The following is a 15,024-nucleotide window of genomic DNA, read 5'->3' on the forward strand; positions in this document are numbered from 1 at the left end:
ACGAAACAGGCCGCGCGATGCGGCCTGTTTCATTTCTACTGCCTGTAGCTAGCGCTTGACCCCCTCATAGTTGTCCAGCGTATCCCGCGCAATCTCCCGCCCCAGCGCAATCAGTTCCGGCGCCTTGTAGAATTCGAAGAACCGGCACACCCGCTTGGGCACGTTGATCAGCACGTCCGGTGGATACCCGGCAATCTTGTACTGCGCCAGCGACGTCTGCATCACCTCGAAGCTCTGGTTGATCAGGTCGAGCAGCGAGGCCGGCCCGACGTTGTCGATGATGAATGAACCGGTCGCCGACTTCGGTGCGCCTTCACGCTCGGGCGCCGCTGCGGGTTGCTGGGCCTCGGGGTCGGCCGCGTCGGCCAGCCACGGGTTGGGCGGTGCCAGCCCTTCGGCGACGATCTCCTGCTCGATGCGAATCAGCTCTTCGGCAGGCTTGCGCCGAAACGGCAGGCGCGAGCCCAGCGAGCTGAGCAGGGCGTCAAAACGCATCTTGAAAGCAGCGGGCCGCTCGATCACCGGCAACTGGTACTGCTTCTGGTTGGTTGCGTTGAGGTTGACCGCGATGATCAGGTCACAGTGGCTGGACACCACCGGTACGATCGGCAGGGGGTTGAGGATGCCGCCGTCGACCAACATGCGGTTGCCCTGCATCACTGGCGTGAACAGGCTCGGTATCGCCGCCGAGGCACGCATGGCCTGATGCAGGCAGCCTTCCTGGAACCAGATTTCCTGCTGGTTGGTAAGGTCGGCCGCGACCGCCGTATAAGGGATGCGCAGCTCCTCGATGTTCATGTCGCCGACGATCTTGCGGATCTGGCCGAACACCTTGTCACCGCGGATGGCGCCAAGGCGGAAGCTGACATCGACCAGGCGCAGTACGTCCAGGTAGTCCAGGCTTTCGATCCAGTTGCGGTATTCCTCCAGTTTGCCTGCCGCATAGATACCGCCAATCACTGCGCCCATGGAGCAGCCAGCAATGCAGGCGATGTCGTAGCCGCGCCGTTCGATTTCCTCGATCACGCCGATATGGGCATACCCACGAGCGCCTCCCGATCCCAACACCAATGCCACGCGTTTGCTCATGAGCTTTCCCCGGCTTGTGTCACTATGGTCCTACAATGCACCGAGCGTTGCCTGTGCTTCAATAAACACTCTAGGCAAAGCCTCCCGGACGCGGCACTTTTCATCCGGCCGAGCGTCGAAGAGCCATTATTCAAACTGTTGAGGTAACACTGATGAAAGTCTGGATCTGCCTTCCCCTGATTGCCCTTGCTCTCGCCGGTTGCGCGGGCAAGACGGCCTATCGGGAGAGCTGCGCAACGCAACTGGATGCGGCCTGGAAAGAGCTCGACCTGGCCAAGGCAGAAGGCTTTGCAGGTGCCGTGAGCTATTCCAAGGCGCTGTCACTGTTGACCGGCGCCAAGACCCAGCAGCAATTCGAAGGTTACGAGAGCTGCACCAACAAAGCCGAAAAGGCCCGCTTCTATATTCGTGAGTCGCGCGCCGGGCGCTGACCAAGGAGCGTTAAATGTCCGCCATGCTCGATCATGTCGTTGCCCAGTTGCTGACCTTGCAGGTGCGCCTGCTGGCCTGTCGCGAACGCCTGGCCGCGGACACCGACAGCGAGGCCCTGCACGACCTGCGTACCAGCTTGCGGCGCCTGCGCAGCCTGTTGCGGCCGTTGCGCGGGCTGCCGGGGGTGGAGCAACTGGAGGAGGCCGCCAGTTCGTTGGGCACATTGACAACGCCCCTGCGTGATCGTGAGGTGCTGGCCACCGAGCTCATCGGGCGCGGCCATGCCGAAGCCGGGCAGCGACGCCTGGCAGGGCGCGACAGGACATTCGCCAGCGTTGCCACCAGCGCGCAGCTGACCCGGGTGCTGGCGATCGTCGATGCGTTCCCGCTGTTCTTGCGCGCAGCCGATCGCGAAGGGCTGGCCAAATCGCTGGACAAGCGGGTCGACAAGCGCCTGTTCAAACAGTGGCACAAACTGCGCAAGGCCCTGCGGGACCCCGCCCATGACCGCCATCGCCTGCGTCTGCTGATCAAGCGGGTGCGCTACGGCGACGAGGCCTATCCGCAGCTCGATCATGCCGGCAAGAAACTGCAGCGCCTGTTGAAGAAGGCCCAGGGCGATCTGGGTGATTGGCATGACCGCCTGCAGTGGTTGCTGCAGGCCAAGGATCACCCTGACCTGGCGCCTTGCAAGGTCTCCTGGGAGCAGGAACTGCACGAGGCAGAGCGCACCTCCGATGTCACCCTTGATGCGCTGCAGGCCGCGCTCAAGCGGCGTTAGCCCGGCAAATGACCGATATGCGGGCTGATCGGCCGGAGTTTGCTGGCTAGTATTGGCAAACCTTTCGCTGTAGGCAGGAGCCGGCCGATGAATTTCAACCAACTGCTCGATGCCGTGCGGGCAAACCCCGACGCGGTCAGCATTCCACCCAGCTGGGCCCAGGGGCGTGCCGTGTTTGGCGGCCTGATGGCGGCCATGGTTCATGAAAGCATGCGTCTGAAGCTCAGCGATGATCGCCCGGTGCGCTCGCTGGCCATCAGCTTCGTCAGCCCGGCGGCAGCGGATGTTCCCATTCGTTTCGAGGTCGAGGTGCTGCGTGAGGGCAAGGCGGTCAGCACGTTGCTGGGCCGGGCCATTCAGGATGGCCAGGTGGTGACGCTGGTGCAGGGTAATTTTGGTGCGGGCCGGCCATCGGTGGTCGATGTTGCGGCTGCACCCGCCGTGGAGATGAAGCCGCTTGAGCAGGCGGCCCCGGAGTTGCCTTACATCAAGGGCGTCACCCCGGAGTTCATGCGCCATGTCGCCTTGCGCTGGTCGGTCGGGGGCCTGCCGTACAGTGGCAACCAGTCGCGCCACATGGGCGGCTGGGTGCGCCTGCGCGATGTTGCCGAAGAGCAGGTCAACGAGGCGCACCTGCTGGCGCTGGTGGATGCCTGGCCGCCGAGCCTGATGCCGTTCCTCAAGCAGCCTGCCGCGGGCAGTACGCTGACCTGGACCATCGAATTCATCCAGCCGACGGCGAAACTGTCAACGCTGGACTGGTGCCATTACCGTGTCGAGACCGAGCACGCGCGCGATGGCTATGGCCACGCGGCGGCAGCATTGTGGAGTGCCGAAGGGCAGCTGCTGGCCCTGAGCCGGCAGACGGTCACGGTGTTTGCCTGAGCATCACCGCCGGTGCTTGTGCCGCTCGCGCCAGGCTTTCCACCAGGCACCGCTGAGGACGAAGCGCGGGAAGGTGACGAACTGCTCGGTCAGCAGCCGCTGCACGGCGTCCTTGCGGTTGGCGAACGGTTCGGGCTGTTCGGCTTCCAGGCGATGCCCGTGGCGCTGCAGGCCCAGGCCGGCGATCAGGGCAATGACGCCGACGGCGATCTGGCCCAGGTCCAGGGCGAACAGGCCTGACAGCACCAGCAGGGCACCGAGGATGAACAGCGGCACGGCAATCAGGTGCAACACCAGGTTGGTCGGGTGCCGGTGATTGTGGTGGTAGCTACGCCATTGCCAGGCGTGCAGGTTGGTCAGTCGTTTGCTCATGGGCGGCTCCTCGCGATGTGGGTCGCGCTGTTTATTGCAAGCATGCCCAAAGCTTAGTGCGGCCCCGGTTACGGGGCCAATCGAGGCTGGCTATGGCGACTATAGCTTGAGCTGGCCGATGGCCTTGTTCAGCTCACCCGCCAGCGTCGCCAGCTGGCTGCTGGTGGTGGCCGAGCCGACGGTCTGCTGCACGGTTTCTTCGGTGACATCGCGGATGCTCACCACCGCACGGTTCATTTCTTCGGCCACCTGGCTTTGCTGTTCGGCGGCGACGGCGATCTGCGTGTTGCTCTCGCGCATTTGCGCGACCGCACCGGTAATCTCGGCCAGTGCCGCGCCGGCCTCCTGGGCCTGGCGGACGCAGTCGTCGGCCTTGTATGAGCTCTCCTGCATGAACTCCACGGCGTCACGGGTGCCGGCCTGCAGGTCGGCGACCATACGGGTGATTTCGTCGGTGGAGGTCTGCACGCGCTTGGCCAGGTTGCGTACCTCGTCGGCGACCACGGCGAAACCACGGCCCAAGTCGCCAGCGCGGGCGGCTTCGATGGCGGCGTTGAGCGCCAGCAGGTTGGTCTGCTCGGCAATGCTGTGGATGACCCCGACCACGCTGTTGATCTTCTGGCTGTCGTCGGCGAGCTGACGAATCATTTCGGCGGTTTGCTGAACGCCACTGGAAAGCCCGGAGATCGAATCCTGCACCCGGCTGACCACTTCCTTGCCGCTGCCGGCGAGGGTGTCGGCGGTCTGCGACAAGTCACGGGTGGCGCCAGCATGCTGGGCAATATGGTGCACAGTGGCCGACATTTCGTTGATCGCCGTGGCCGCCTGGTCGGTCTCGCTCTGTTGGCCGAGCATGCCATGGCGCACTTCGTTCATGCTCGCGGCCAGGCGCGCGGCACCGGAGTCCAGCTGCGCCGCAGTGTCGGCGACGGTGCTGACCACGCGGTGGTAGGTGGCCTGCATGGCATTGAAGGCACCGGCCATCTGCCCGACTTCGTCGCCGCAGGCCAGCGGGACGCGGGCCGACAGGTCGCCGGTCTTTTCCACGTGCAGCATCACGTCCTTGAGGGTGTTGAGCTGGCTGAGCAGGAAGCGGATCAGCAGCTGCGAGGCGCCGAGCATCGCCAGCATCAGGATCAGCACGCAGACGGCGTAGTTGCTGAAGCGGTCGAAGAACACCTGACGCAGGCTTGGCGCTGTTGCCAGTACGGCCAATTGCTGCTCGCCATGGCGCAGCACCTGGGCGCCGCGCAGCGGGTTGTCGCCCAGGATCCAGGCAGCCGGCAAGGCTACCCAGCCTTGTGCGTTGGCCAGGGCTTCGAGGCGCTCACCCGCGTAAGTGGGTGTCTGGCCGGGTTGCCAGGTAATCAGGTTGGCCTGGCGCGGCAGCGCCTGCCCGGTGGGCCAGGCGGCCAGCAGTTCGGCCTGGGCTTGCGCCTGGGCCTGCGCGGCATCGGCGCGTGCGCGTTGCTCCAGGTGCACCGCATACAGCACCAGCAGCAAGGTCGTGACAAAGGCCACCGCGTTGACGGCCCAGAATTTGTACTTCAGGGAAACATTGCTAAGCCAGGCACCCATGGGTAGGTCTTCTCTGAGTTGAGCGGAAACATTATTGGCAAGGTGCCATCATTGTGCCCGCACACTCGAGTAACGCTCATGACCTGGGTCAAGGAAGCTGAAAGAAGGCTTTGGCCGTGGCGCTGGTGTGTTGCGCGCAGTGCTCGATACGCTCGTTGCGATGCAGCGCCACTTCGCGCAGCACCTCGGTCAGGAATGCCGGCTCATTGCGGCCGTTTTTCGGCTTCGGCCGCAGGCTGCGTGGCAGCAGGTAGGGCGCGTCGCTCTCCAGCATCAGCCGGCCTTCGGCAATATTGCCCACCAGCGGATGCAGGTGGGTGCCGCGGCGCTCGTCACAGATCCAGCCGGTGATGCCGATGTGCAGGTCCATGTCCAGGTAGGCGAACAAGGCTTCGCGCTCACCGGTAAAACAATGCACCACGGCAGCAGGCAGGTGGTCGCGGTAATCCTTGAGGATCGCCAGCAGGCGCTCGCTGGCATCGCGCTCGTGCAGAAACACCGGCAGGCGCAGTTCGGCTGCCAGGGCCAGCTGGGCTTCCAGGGCTTTTTCCTGCAGTGGGCGAGGGGAGAAGTCACGGTTGAAGTCCAGCCCGCATTCACCCACGGCACGCACTCGGGATTCAGCCAACAGCTGGCGCAGTTGCCGCTCGCTGGTGCCATCCCATGACTTGGCGTCGTGTGGGTGTACGCCAGCCGTGGCAAACAGGTGCTGGCCGTCGCCATCGAGCTGCTGGCACAGTTCCAGTGCCTGCTCGCTGCCCTCCAGGCTGGTGCCGGTCAGGACCATCTGTACCACGCCGGCCTCGATGGCGCGCTCGACGATGGCGGCCTGCTGGTCGTGGAAACTGCTGTTGGTCAGGTTGACGCCGATATCGATCAGTTGCATGGTGCTACCTCGTGCCGCGGGGCGGCCAGCATAGCAAAAAGCGTGATATTCGGAAAAAACCAAGAACTTCAGGCGCTTGCCGTGGTCTTTTACCGTCATTTCTCACGACCGCGCGTACCACATGGCTGCCGCCCACCGACCACGGACACGATTTCGCATGCTGCGATACCTGTTGACCCTGTTGCTGATGCTTGGGCTGACCACGGTCGGTCCGGCGTATGCACGGCTGCCGGGGCCACAGCAGAACGTGCCGGTGACCACCGCCCGAGACTTGCAGCAGATCCGTAGCAGCAAGGTGCTGCGGGTGCTGGTCAACCAGAGCCGCAACAGCTCCGGAGAGATCAAGGGTGAGCCGGTGGGTATCGAGTATTACCGCCTGCGCGGGCTTGAGCATTACCTCAATGCCCGGGCCGCTGATGGCCAGCAGATCCGCCTGAAGCTCATTCCGCGGGCCAAGGAGCAGTTGCTGGGTGCCCTGCAGCGCGGCGAAGGCGACCTGGCCGCGCCGGGCGAGCTGCTTGACCCGGCCGTGACAAGCGGGGTCAACAGCAGTGCGCCGGTAGTGGACCAGGTGCCGCTGCTGCTGGTCGGGCGCAAGGGTGAGCGCAGCTATACCCGCGCCGAGCAGCTGTCCGGGCGCACGGTAGCATTGACCAGCGCCAGCGCGGCAGGGGCGGTGATCCAGCAGCTCAACCAGCAGCTGGCGCTGCGCAAGCGGGCGCCGATCAAGATCGAATGGGTTGATTCGACCCTGGCGGTGGAAGATGTGCTGGAGATGGTCCAGGCCGGTATCTATCCCTTGACCATGGTGGAGCGCCCGATCGCTCAGCGCTGGGCCAGGGTCATGCCGAACCTGCGCCTGGATAGCCGGGTGCAACTGGGGCAGGCGCAGGCCATGCGCTGGTATGTGCGGCGCGACGCGACGATGTTGCTGGCCACGGTGGATCGTTTTCTCCAAGGGTATCGGGCACCGGAAAACCAGGATGCCGCCTTCGAACGCATCTACCGGCGCCAGTACCGCGTGCACAACCCGCTGGCGCGCAAGGATCGCCAGCGCCTCGACTCATTGCGTGCGGTGTTGCAGAAGCATGGCGAGGCGCAGCAGATCGACTGGCTGAACCTGGCCGCCCTGGCTTTCAAGGAATCCACCCTCAACCCTGCGGCGCGCGGCAGCGGCGGGGCGCACGGCCTGATGCAGATCACCCCGTCGGCTGCGCAACGGGTGGGGGTCAGCGACACCGGCTCGGTCGATGGCAATGTCCAGGCCAGTGCGCGTTATCTGGCGCTGATCCGCCGCAAGTTCTTCGCCAGCCCGCAGATCAACGAGCGCGAGCGCATGGCGTTTGTGCTGGCGGCCTACAACCTTGGCCCGGAGCGGGTCCAGGCCATGCGCGCCGAGGCCCGCAAGCGCGGCCTCAACGGTAACCAGTGGTTCTTCCAGACCGAGCGCATCGCCATGGAGCAGGTCGGCATGGGGCCGGTCAACTTCGTCAACAGCGTCAACAAGTACTTCCTGGCGTTCAACCGCGAGCGCACGGCACTGGAACGGGTGGTCAGTCGCTGACAAATCGATTTTGTCGATTGTTATGTTGGGTTTTTTGCGATTTTCATATCGGCTGAATTGATTATGATGGCGCCCATCCCAACACAACATCCCGTTTTCAAGGACGCCTCGAAATGAACAACGCAATCAGCAAACTGCTCTCTACCCGTGCTGGCCTGGGCCTGAGCGTGATCCGCATCCTGGTCGGTGTGATCTTCATGGCGCACGGTGCGCAGAAACTGTTCGGCCTGTTTGGTGGCTATGGCCTGGAAGGCACCGGGCAATGGATGGAAAGCATTGGCCTGGCGCCGGGTTACCTGATGGCCCTGTTGTCCGGTAGCGCCGAGTTCTTCGGTGGCCTGGCCCTGGTGATCGGCCTGCTGGCCCGCCCGGCGGCGCTGGCACTGACGGTGACCCTGGTGGTGGCGATCTTCTCGGTGCACATCAACAATGGCCTGTTCATGTCCAACAACGGCTATGAGTTCGCCCTGGCGCTGCTGGCCGGCACCGTGGCGGTACTGATCGAAGGGGCGGGCCGCTTCTCTGTCGACCGCCTGATCGCCCGCTGACAGGTCGCAAGCCGCACGCTGCAAGCCCCAAGCCGAACGCATTTCAGCTTGGGGCTTGCAGCTTGCGGCTTGTCGCTCTAGCATACCGCTTGCGCCGATTTAAACAGCTACTTGCGGGGCGCGGGACTGGCCCTTCTCCGGGTCATCCGAAATACCGCTAAAGCGCTGGTTCGGTGACGCCTCCCACCGCTGCCCAGCGGGATTCGCGAGGCGGAGAGAAACTCCATGAGTTGTCCACGTACCAGTGTCTGTTTGAGCCCATTGCCTGCCAACCAGGCTTCCCGCACACCGCGCATCCTGCTCGGTGGCCAGCATCAGCCCACGCTCTTGCGCCATCTTGAAGGCTTGTCGCGCCGCAAGGGCCAGGCCCGCGCCTTTCTCATCCAGTTCGCCGAAGGCGCCTGCCGCCTGGAACAGTTCGGCAACGACCGCTTCGACCTGGCGGTGATCCAGGCGCCAGCCCGCGAGGACGCGGCCGAAGTCATTGGTCAGCTTACCCGCATTGCGCGCCAGGGCCTGATTACCCGACGCTGAGGAGCGCGCCGTTGAGCACCAACATTATCACCACGGAAGGTCACGAGGCCCTGAAGAAGGAGCTGGATCACCTGTGGCGGGTGTATCGCCCGGAAATCACCCAGAAAGTGACCTGGGCCGCGTCGCTGGGCGATCGCAGCGAGAACGCTGACTACCAGTACAACAAGAAGCTGCTGCGCGAAATCGACCGCCGGGTCCGCTATCTGCGCAAGCGTCTGGAGGACGTGAAGGTGGTCGCCTACTCCCCGGAGCAGGAAGGCAAGGTGTTCTTCGGTGCCTGGGTCGAGATCGAAAACGATGACGGCGAGACCATGAAGTTTCGCATTGTCGGCTATGACGAGATCTATGGCCGCAATGACTATATCTCGATCGACTCGCCGATGGCCCGGGCCCTGCTCAAGAAGGAGGAGGGCGATGAAGTGCTGGTGAATACACCCACCGGTCAAGCGACCTGGTATGTGAACAGCATCCATTACGGGCATTGAATGATGCTGGCCTCTCGCAGGTTTATCGAGGCGTCGAAGCGCCGCGAAGAGGCCAGCACTGGCGATATCAACTTTCCCGCAGAACCGCCAAAGGGCTGGCATTCAGTGCTCGTCGTGTGCCCAATACTCCGGCCCCGCCCACCAGCAGCGCCCCGACCACAGGCAATACCAGCAGCCATGGATGCGGGCTCCACTGCAGGTCGAATGCATAGCGATACAGCACCAGGGTAATCAACTCGCACCCCAGCGCCGCCAAGGCCCCACTGACCGCCCCCAGCAAACCGAACTCGATGCGCCGAGCCTTGACCAGCAATGGTCTTGCGGCTCCCAGTGCGCGCAGCAAGGCGCCTTGGCGAATGCGCTCGTCCAGCGTCGCCTGCAACCCGGCGAACAACACGGCAAGCCCCGCCGCCAGCACGAACAGCAACACATACTCGACCGCCAGGGTGACCTGGGCGAGGATGCTGCGCAGCTGTTCGAGCAAGGCATCGACCTGCAGGATGGTCACCGCCGGGAACGCCCGCGACAGTGCAATCACGTCCAGATCGTGGCCTGGGGCCAGGTAGAAGCTGGTCAGGTAGGTGGTTGGCAGCCCCTGCAGGGTGCCTGGCTGGAAGATCATGTAGAAATTCGGCTGAAAGCTGTCCCAATGCACGCTGCGCAGGCTGCTGACGCGCGCCTGGCGTTGCTCGCCACCGATGTCGAAGCTCAGCAGGTCGCCCACGTGCAGCTTGAGGCTGGCAGCCAGTTCGGCCTCGACCGACACACCGGGGATTTCATCGCCGGCAGGCAATGCCTGCCACCAGCTACCAGCGCTCAGCACATTGCCCTCAGGCAGGTCGGCAGCCCAGGTCAGGCTGAGGTCGCGTTGTACTGCCCGCTCGCCGGCGGAATCCTTGCTGACGATCTGCTGCACCGGTTGGTCGTTGATCTGAATCAGCCGGCCCGGTGTCACCGGGTACAGCGGTGCCGAGCTGGCATTCACCTCGCGCAGGCGTTGGGCGAACGGTTCGCGGTCGGCGGGCAGGATATTCAGGGCAAAGTGGTTGGGGGCGTCCTTGGGCAGTTGTGCCTGCCAGTTGTCGAGCAACTCAGCCCGCAACAGCGCAACCAGGGCCATGGCCAGCAGGATCAGGCCAAAGGCCAAGGCTTGCCCGGCAGCGGCCATGGGGTGGCGCAGCAACTGGCCAAGGCCCAGGCGCCAGGCCAGTGGCGCGCCGGCGAGTGCCTTGCGCAAGCTCTGCAAACCGAGCAACAGCAGCCCGCCCAGCAGCAGCGCGGCGATCAGGCCGCCGCCCAGCAGGGCGAAGGTCAGTAGCAGGTCAAGGCTCAGGCGCCACATGATCAGGCCCAAGGCGAGCAGGGCGGCGCCATACACCAGCCAGCTACTCGGTGGTACGGGCAGCAGATCGCGACGCAGTACGCGCAACGGTGGCACCTGGCCCAGTGCGGCCAGCGGCGGCAAGGCAAAGCCGGCCAGGGCCACCAGGCCCGTGGCGATGCCGGCCAGTGCCGGCAGCATGCCTCCGGCCGGCACTTCGGTGGGCAGCAGGCCATGCAGCAGGCGGAACAGGCCCAGTTGCGCCAGCCAGCCGAGCAGGGCGCCGGCCAGGGCAGCGGCCAGGCCAAGCATTGCCAGTTGCAGGCAATACAGCCCCAGTGCCTGGTGCCGCGACAGCCCCAGGCAGCGCAGCAAGGCGCTGGCATCCAGGCGGCGCGTAGCGTAGCGGCTGGCCGACAGGGCCACGGCCACGCCCGCCAGCAGCACGGCCACCAGGCTGGCCATGTTCAGGTAGCGCTCGGCTTTGCCCAGGGCGCCGCCGATCTGCCGATTGCCATCGCGGGTGTCGAGCAGGCGCTGGCTGGCGGCAAGGTTGTTTTCCACGGCCTGGCGATAGTGCGCGAGGGCTTCGGCATCGCCGCGCCACAGGTCGCGGTAGGAAACCCGGCTGCCGGGCTGGATGACCCCGGTGGCCTGCAGGTCGGCCAGGTTCATCATCACCCGGGGCGTCAGGCTGTAGAAGTTGTTGGCACGGTCTGGTTCGTAGGTCAGCACGCGGCTCATGCGCAAGGTCTTCATGCCGACGTCGATGCTGTCGCCGACCTTCAGCCCCAGGGCCGCGAGCAGGCGAGGTTCGACCCAGGCCTCTCCAGAGGCTGGTCCGCCCCCAGGCGTTTCCTCGGTATAAGGGGCGGCGGCACTACGCACCTGGCCGCGCAATGGGTAGGCACCATCGACCGCCTTGATGCTCGAAAGCTGGATGCCGGCATCGCCACCCACCACGCTGGTGAATTCAACGACTTGGGCATGCCTCAGGCCCAGTGCCTGGCCGGCGCTGAGCTGTTCTTCCCGGGCCGGCGCGCTGCCTTGCAGTACCAGGTCGGCGCCGAGGAACTCGCTGGCGCGCAGCTGCATTGCGCCATTCAGGCGGGCGCCGAAATAGCCGATGGCGGTACTGGCCGCGACCGCCACCAGCAGGGCAAAGAACAGCACGCGCACTTCGCTGGCGCGGATGTCGCGCAGCAGCTGGCGCAGGGCCAGGCCGCACAGGCGGGACAGCGGCATGTGCTTCATCAGGCCTCCACCGGCGCCACCAGGCGGCCTGCTTCCAGGCGAATCTGGCGCCGGCAGCGCCGGGCCAGGCGTTCGTCATGAGTGACCAGCACCAAGGTGGTGCCGCGCTCCTTGTTCAGCTCGAACAGCAGGTCGCTGATGCGCTCGCCGGTATGGCTGTCGAGGTTGCCGGTGGGTTCGTCGGCAAACAGCACTGCCGGTTGTGCGGCGAAGGCGCGAGCGATGGCGACCCGTTGCTGCTCGCCACCGGAAAGCTGGCGTGGGGTGTGGGTCAGGCGCTTGCCCAGACCGACCCGTTCCAGCAGGGTATGGGCGTGTTCGCGGGCGTCGCGTCGCCCGTCCAGCTCCAGGGGTAGCATCACGTTCTCCAGGGCATTGAGGCTGTCGAGCAACTGGAACGACTGGAAGACGAAACCGACATGCTCGGCGCGTACCCTGGCGCGCTGGTCCTCGTCCAGCGGGCCGAGGTCGTGCCCGGCGAGGATGACCTGGCCGGCACTGGGGCGGTCGAGGCCGGCGAGCAGCCCAAGTAAGGTCGACTTGCCCGAGCCCGAGGCGCCGACGATGGCCAGGCTGTCGCCCTGGGCGAGTTCGAGGGAGAGGGCGTGAAGGATGGTCAGGTCACCTTCCGCGCTGGAGACCACTTTGCTAAGGTTCTGCGCAACGAGAATGCTGGGGCCCATGGAGAATCCGATGCGAGTGTGGTGGTTGAGTGCCGGTCTGGCCCTGTATTGCCTGGCCCAGAGCGCGGCGGCGGGAACATTGCTGGTTGTTGGCGATAGTATCAGCGCCGGTTTTGGCCTGGATACCCGCCAGGGGTGGGTCTCTTTGTTGCAGACCCGGCTCAAGGACGAAGGTTTCGACGATCAGGTGGTCAACGCGTCGATCAGTGGCGATACCAGTGCAGGTGGCCAGGCGCGGCTGCCGGCGCTGCTTGCAGCGCATAAGCCGCGCCTGGTGGTGCTGGAGTTGGGGGGCAACGATGGCCTGCGCGGGCAGCCGCCGCAGCAATTGCAACAAAATCTTGCTTCGATGATCGAAAGTGCCCGCCAGGCGGGGGCCAAGGTGCTGCTGCTGGGCATGCGCCTGCCACCCAATTATGGCGTGCGCTATACCACGGCCTTCGCCAACGTCTATGAACAGTTGGCATCGGAAAAACAGGTGGCGCTGGTGCCGTTCTTCCTTGAAGGTGTTGGCGGTGTGCCGGGGATGATGCAGGCCGATGGCATCCATCCGGCACAGGGCGCCCAGCAGCGGTTGTTGGAAAATGCCTGGCCGGCAATAAAACCCTTGCTATGACGCTTTAAACGGGGCCGGCTTTCGGCTAATGTTGCGCCCCCCGTTTCGAGAGCCCCCGATGCCGCGCCCTGCCTGGTCCTTGTTTGCCTATCAACTGATCGAGCCCGATGAGCAGCTCGACCTGTTCGCTTGCCAGGAAATCCGCGTCCACCTCGTGGCCCGTCAGCTCGAACTCGGCGTGCCGGTCGACCGTACCTTGTGCGGTGGCCTGCTGCCTGCGCAACCGCGCTGGTCCGGAGTGCCTCGCAGCATCTACCGTGACGGGCGCCTGTGCGACCTGTGCCGGGCGATTCTCGATGCCCAGCGCCGCGGCATGCGGCCGGTCTGGCCCGAGCTCTGAGGTGCATTTGAGGTGCGCAATTGCGCGCACCTTTCATCAACTGAAACGCTTGTAATGCGCCAATGCCTCCCGCTTGCAGCGAGGCGGGTGTACAATCGTGCTTCTTGACTACCTTTCGAAGGATTTACCGGATGTTGCCGCGCTTTCCCGCCGTCACCCGTTGCCTGTCCCTGGCCACCCTGCTGGTAGCGGGCCCCGCTGCTGCGCTGGAACTGCCACTGCCACCACCCGGTGAAGACGTCGTTGGCCAGGTCCAGACGATCAAGGCCAAGTACGAAGACACCTTTGCCGACATCGGCACTGCCAACGACCTCGGCTACCTGGAAATGATCGCCGCCAACCCGGGTGTCGACCCGTGGCTGCCGGGCGCCGGCACCGAAATCGTTCTGCCGACCCGCTACATTCTGCCACCGGGGCCACGTGAAGGCATCGTCATCAACCTGGCCGAGTACCGCCTGTACTACTACCCGAAAGGGCAGAACGTGGTGCATACCTTCCCACTGGGCATTGGCCGTGAGGGCTGGGGTTCGCCTGTCGCGATGACCAAGATCACCGCGAAGACGCCGAACCCGACCTGGACGCCTCCCGCGTCGATCCGTGCCGAGCACGCCGCAGACGGTGACATCCTGCCGACCGTTGTGCCTGCCGGCCCCGACAACCCGCTCGGGCCATTCAAGTTCACCCTGGGCGTGCCGGGCTACCTGATCCACGGTTCGAACAAGAAGTTCGGTATCGGCATGCGCACCAGCCATGGTTGCTTCCGCATGCTCAACAACAACGTGCTGGAACTGTCGAAGATGGTCCCGGTGGGGACGCCGGTGCGCATCATCAACGAGCCTTACAAGTTCGGCATCAGTGGCGGCAAGGTTTATCTCGAGGCACATACGCCGCTGGACGATCACGGCAACCCGTCCGTTGTCGACAAGCACACGGCGGTCATCAATGCCTTGCTCAAGCGTGAAGACCTGGCCAACAACCTGCGCATGAACTGGGATATGGTGCGTGACGTGGTTGCGGCGGAAGACGGTATGCCGGTGGAAATTGCCGTGCCAGTCAATAACCAGGGTGCCGCACCCATGGTTTCGAGCATCCCCCCCGAACTGCAGTAAGCCCTTTTGCTACACCCGGGGCCCGCTCAGGTTAACAGCCTGATGCGGGCCTCTTGGTTTCCGGGGGAGGGCTTTCGTCCAGGCAATAAAAAAGCCGACCCACAAGTGGGTCGGCTCCATAACAATCCGTGAGGACTATTACTTGCGGCTGGCTTTGTCCAGCATACGCAGAGCGCGCTCGTTGGCTTCGTCAGCGGTCTGCTGAGCCTTCTGAGCGGCTGCCAGTGCGTCGTCAGCCTTACGGTAGGCTTCGTCAGCACGTGCTTGAGCGCGAGCTGCTGCGTCTTCAGTCGCAGTCAGACGAGCTTCGGTTTCTTTGGATACGCTGCTGCAACCGGTAGCCAGAACTGCGGCCAGAGCCAGAGCAGAGAATTTCAGAACGTTGTTCATCGTGTTCCCCTTCAAGGACTTTCTATTAAATAGCCATCTCTCGGAAAAGAGAAACTGGCCGGCGTACATAGTACCCATTACTTGTAGTAAGTAAACTGACAGAGCGCAAGAACTGTAAAAAAAATGTTGCTTCAGGTCACGGCGACAAGATTTGCCG

General features: G+C 64.2%; 17 protein-coding genes. 10 read left to right on the forward strand and 7 right to left on the reverse strand.

The genetic code is table 11. The annotated features are described in order from the left end of the window. Window positions 1-48 precede the first annotated feature (48 nt). Entirely contained in the window at window positions 49-1,089 is a 1,041-nt protein-coding gene (locus ABE528_RS11315; protein WP_152956350.1) for a patatin-like phospholipase family protein, read from the reverse strand. A 152-nt stretch (window positions 1,090-1,241) separates the two neighbouring features. On the opposite strand from ABE528_RS11315, the gene ABE528_RS11320 reads away from it, so the two are divergent. From ABE528_RS11320 to ABE528_RS11330, 3 genes are all read left to right on the forward strand, one after another. Beyond that, the gene (locus tag ABE528_RS11320; protein WP_152956351.1) at window positions 1,242-1,520 is read left to right on the forward strand and encodes a hypothetical protein; all 279 of its coding nucleotides are present in this window, start codon (window positions 1,242-1,244) and stop codon (window positions 1,518-1,520) included. A 14-nt stretch (window positions 1,521-1,534) separates the two neighbouring features. Continuing rightward, window positions 1,535-2,302 carry a CHAD domain-containing protein gene (locus ABE528_RS11325; protein ID WP_346652984.1) on the forward strand — a complete coding sequence of 256 codons (768 nt, stop codon included), beginning with the start codon at window positions 1,535-1,537 and terminating at the stop codon, window positions 2,300-2,302. Window positions 2,303-2,389: 87 nt separating this feature from the next. Then, window positions 2,390-3,187, forward strand: a complete 798-nt coding sequence (locus tag ABE528_RS11330) for a thioesterase family protein (RefSeq protein ID WP_346652985.1) — start codon at window positions 2,390-2,392, stop codon at window positions 3,185-3,187. Window positions 3,188-3,190: 3 nt separating this feature from the next. On the opposite strand, the gene ABE528_RS11335 is transcribed toward ABE528_RS11330, so the two are convergent. The 3 genes from ABE528_RS11335 to ABE528_RS11345 form a co-directional block, all read right to left on the reverse strand. Next, window positions 3,191-3,559: an Mpo1-like protein gene (locus ABE528_RS11335; RefSeq protein WP_152956354.1), complete on the reverse strand. Its 369-nt coding sequence runs from the start codon at window positions 3,557-3,559 to the stop codon at window positions 3,191-3,193. Window positions 3,560-3,658: 99 nt separating this feature from the next. Continuing rightward, a complete protein-coding gene (locus ABE528_RS11340; RefSeq protein WP_152956355.1) occupies window positions 3,659-5,137 on the reverse strand; it encodes a methyl-accepting chemotaxis protein in 1,479 nt (492 codons plus the stop codon). A gap of 88 nt (window positions 5,138-5,225) precedes the next feature. Next, a complete protein-coding gene (locus ABE528_RS11345; RefSeq protein WP_346652986.1) occupies window positions 5,226-6,023 on the reverse strand; it encodes a TatD family hydrolase in 798 nt (265 codons plus the stop codon). 157 nt (window positions 6,024-6,180) lie between these two features. Here ABE528_RS11345 and ABE528_RS11350 point away from each other — a divergent pair, with 157 nt between their 5' ends. The 4 genes from ABE528_RS11350 to greB all read left to right on the forward strand — a co-directional run bounded on the left by ABE528_RS11350 (window position 6,181) and on the right by greB (window position 9,154). Beyond that, window positions 6,181-7,587 (forward strand): transglycosylase SLT domain-containing protein, encoded by a 1,407-nt coding sequence (locus tag ABE528_RS11350; RefSeq protein WP_346652987.1) that lies wholly within the window; start codon window positions 6,181-6,183, stop codon window positions 7,585-7,587. A gap of 113 nt (window positions 7,588-7,700) precedes the next feature. After that, window positions 7,701-8,135 carry a DoxX family protein gene (locus tag ABE528_RS11355; protein WP_152956358.1) on the forward strand — a complete coding sequence of 145 codons (435 nt, stop codon included), beginning with the start codon at window positions 7,701-7,703 and terminating at the stop codon, window positions 8,133-8,135. Between the two features lie 225 nt (window positions 8,136-8,360). Further along, window positions 8,361-8,669: a hypothetical protein gene (locus ABE528_RS11360; protein ID WP_346652988.1), complete on the forward strand. Its 309-nt coding sequence runs from the start codon at window positions 8,361-8,363 to the stop codon at window positions 8,667-8,669. An 11-nt stretch (window positions 8,670-8,680) separates the two neighbouring features. Then, a complete protein-coding gene (gene greB / locus ABE528_RS11365; RefSeq protein ID WP_152956360.1) occupies window positions 8,681-9,154 on the forward strand; it encodes a transcription elongation factor GreB in 474 nt (157 codons plus the stop codon). Between the two features lie 67 nt (window positions 9,155-9,221). Here greB and ABE528_RS11370 read toward each other — a convergent pair whose 3' ends face one another. Both ABE528_RS11370 and ABE528_RS11375 read right to left on the reverse strand, forming a co-directional pair. After that, complete coding sequence (locus ABE528_RS11370) at window positions 9,222-11,729, reverse strand: FtsX-like permease family protein (protein WP_346652989.1); 2,508 nt, start codon at window positions 11,727-11,729, stop codon at window positions 9,222-9,224. Further along, a complete protein-coding gene (locus ABE528_RS11375) occupies window positions 11,729-12,412 on the reverse strand; it encodes an ABC transporter ATP-binding protein (RefSeq protein WP_152956362.1) in 684 nt (227 codons plus the stop codon). Before ABE528_RS11375 ends, ABE528_RS11370 begins: the two co-directional genes overlap by 1 nt. Before the next feature lie 10 nt (window positions 12,413-12,422). Here ABE528_RS11375 and ABE528_RS11380 point away from each other — a divergent pair, with 10 nt between their 5' ends. From ABE528_RS11380 to ABE528_RS11390, 3 genes are all read left to right on the forward strand, one after another. Beyond that, window positions 12,423-13,028, forward strand: coding sequence for an arylesterase (locus ABE528_RS11380; protein ID WP_152956363.1), 606 nt, complete (start codon window positions 12,423-12,425; stop codon window positions 13,026-13,028). Between the two features lie 58 nt (window positions 13,029-13,086). Further along, window positions 13,087-13,368 carry a hypothetical protein gene (locus ABE528_RS11385; RefSeq protein ID WP_027919636.1) on the forward strand — a complete coding sequence of 94 codons (282 nt, stop codon included), beginning with the start codon at window positions 13,087-13,089 and terminating at the stop codon, window positions 13,366-13,368. A 131-nt stretch (window positions 13,369-13,499) separates the two neighbouring features. Then, a complete protein-coding gene (locus tag ABE528_RS11390; protein ID WP_152956364.1) occupies window positions 13,500-14,477 on the forward strand; it encodes a L,D-transpeptidase family protein in 978 nt (325 codons plus the stop codon). Window positions 14,478-14,615: 138 nt separating this feature from the next. Here the strand turns inward: ABE528_RS11390 and oprI are convergent, their stop codons facing one another. Next, window positions 14,616-14,867, reverse strand: a complete 252-nt coding sequence (gene oprI, locus ABE528_RS11395; protein WP_003259780.1) for an outer membrane lipoprotei OprI — start codon at window positions 14,865-14,867, stop codon at window positions 14,616-14,618. Window positions 14,868-15,024: the final 157 nt, after the last annotated feature.

Source organism: Pseudomonas sp. TWI628 (genome assembly GCF_039673865.1).
In the GTDB taxonomy this organism is placed as follows: domain Bacteria; phylum Pseudomonadota; class Gammaproteobacteria; order Pseudomonadales; family Pseudomonadaceae; genus Aquipseudomonas.

Bases quoted from the DNA above. Each gene is read 5' to 3' on its own strand.
- ABE528_RS11315 (WP_152956350.1), bottom strand. From the start codon at position 1,089: ATGAGCAAACGCGTGGCATTGGTGTTGGGATCGGGAGGCGCTCGTGGG.
- ABE528_RS11320 (WP_152956351.1), top strand. From the start codon at position 1,242: ATGAAAGTCTGGATCTGCCTTCCCCTGATTGCCCTTGCTCTCGCCGGT.
- ABE528_RS11325 (WP_346652984.1), top strand. From the start codon at position 1,535: ATGTCCGCCATGCTCGATCATGTCGTTGCCCAGTTGCTGACCTTGCAG.
- ABE528_RS11330 (WP_346652985.1), top strand. From the start codon at position 2,390: ATGAATTTCAACCAACTGCTCGATGCCGTGCGGGCAAACCCCGACGCG.
- ABE528_RS11335 (WP_152956354.1), bottom strand. From the start codon at position 3,559: ATGAGCAAACGACTGACCAACCTGCACGCCTGGCAATGGCGTAGCTAC.
- ABE528_RS11340 (WP_152956355.1), bottom strand. From the start codon at position 5,137: ATGGGTGCCTGGCTTAGCAATGTTTCCCTGAAGTACAAATTCTGGGCC.
- ABE528_RS11345 (WP_346652986.1), bottom strand. From the start codon at position 6,023: ATGCAACTGATCGATATCGGCGTCAACCTGACCAACAGCAGTTTCCAC.
- ABE528_RS11350 (WP_346652987.1), top strand. From the start codon at position 6,181: ATGCTGCGATACCTGTTGACCCTGTTGCTGATGCTTGGGCTGACCACG.
- ABE528_RS11355 (WP_152956358.1), top strand. From the start codon at position 7,701: ATGAACAACGCAATCAGCAAACTGCTCTCTACCCGTGCTGGCCTGGGC.
- ABE528_RS11360 (WP_346652988.1), top strand. From the start codon at position 8,361: ATGAGTTGTCCACGTACCAGTGTCTGTTTGAGCCCATTGCCTGCCAAC.
- ABE528_RS11370 (WP_346652989.1), bottom strand. From the start codon at position 11,729: ATGAAGCACATGCCGCTGTCCCGCCTGTGCGGCCTGGCCCTGCGCCAG.
- ABE528_RS11375 (WP_152956362.1), bottom strand. From the start codon at position 12,412: ATGGGCCCCAGCATTCTCGTTGCGCAGAACCTTAGCAAAGTGGTCTCC.
- ABE528_RS11380 (WP_152956363.1), top strand. From the start codon at position 12,423: ATGCGAGTGTGGTGGTTGAGTGCCGGTCTGGCCCTGTATTGCCTGGCC.
- ABE528_RS11385 (WP_027919636.1), top strand. From the start codon at position 13,087: ATGCCGCGCCCTGCCTGGTCCTTGTTTGCCTATCAACTGATCGAGCCC.
- ABE528_RS11390 (WP_152956364.1), top strand. From the start codon at position 13,500: ATGTTGCCGCGCTTTCCCGCCGTCACCCGTTGCCTGTCCCTGGCCACC.
- oprI (WP_003259780.1), bottom strand. From the start codon at position 14,867: ATGAACAACGTTCTGAAATTCTCTGCTCTGGCTCTGGCCGCAGTTCTG.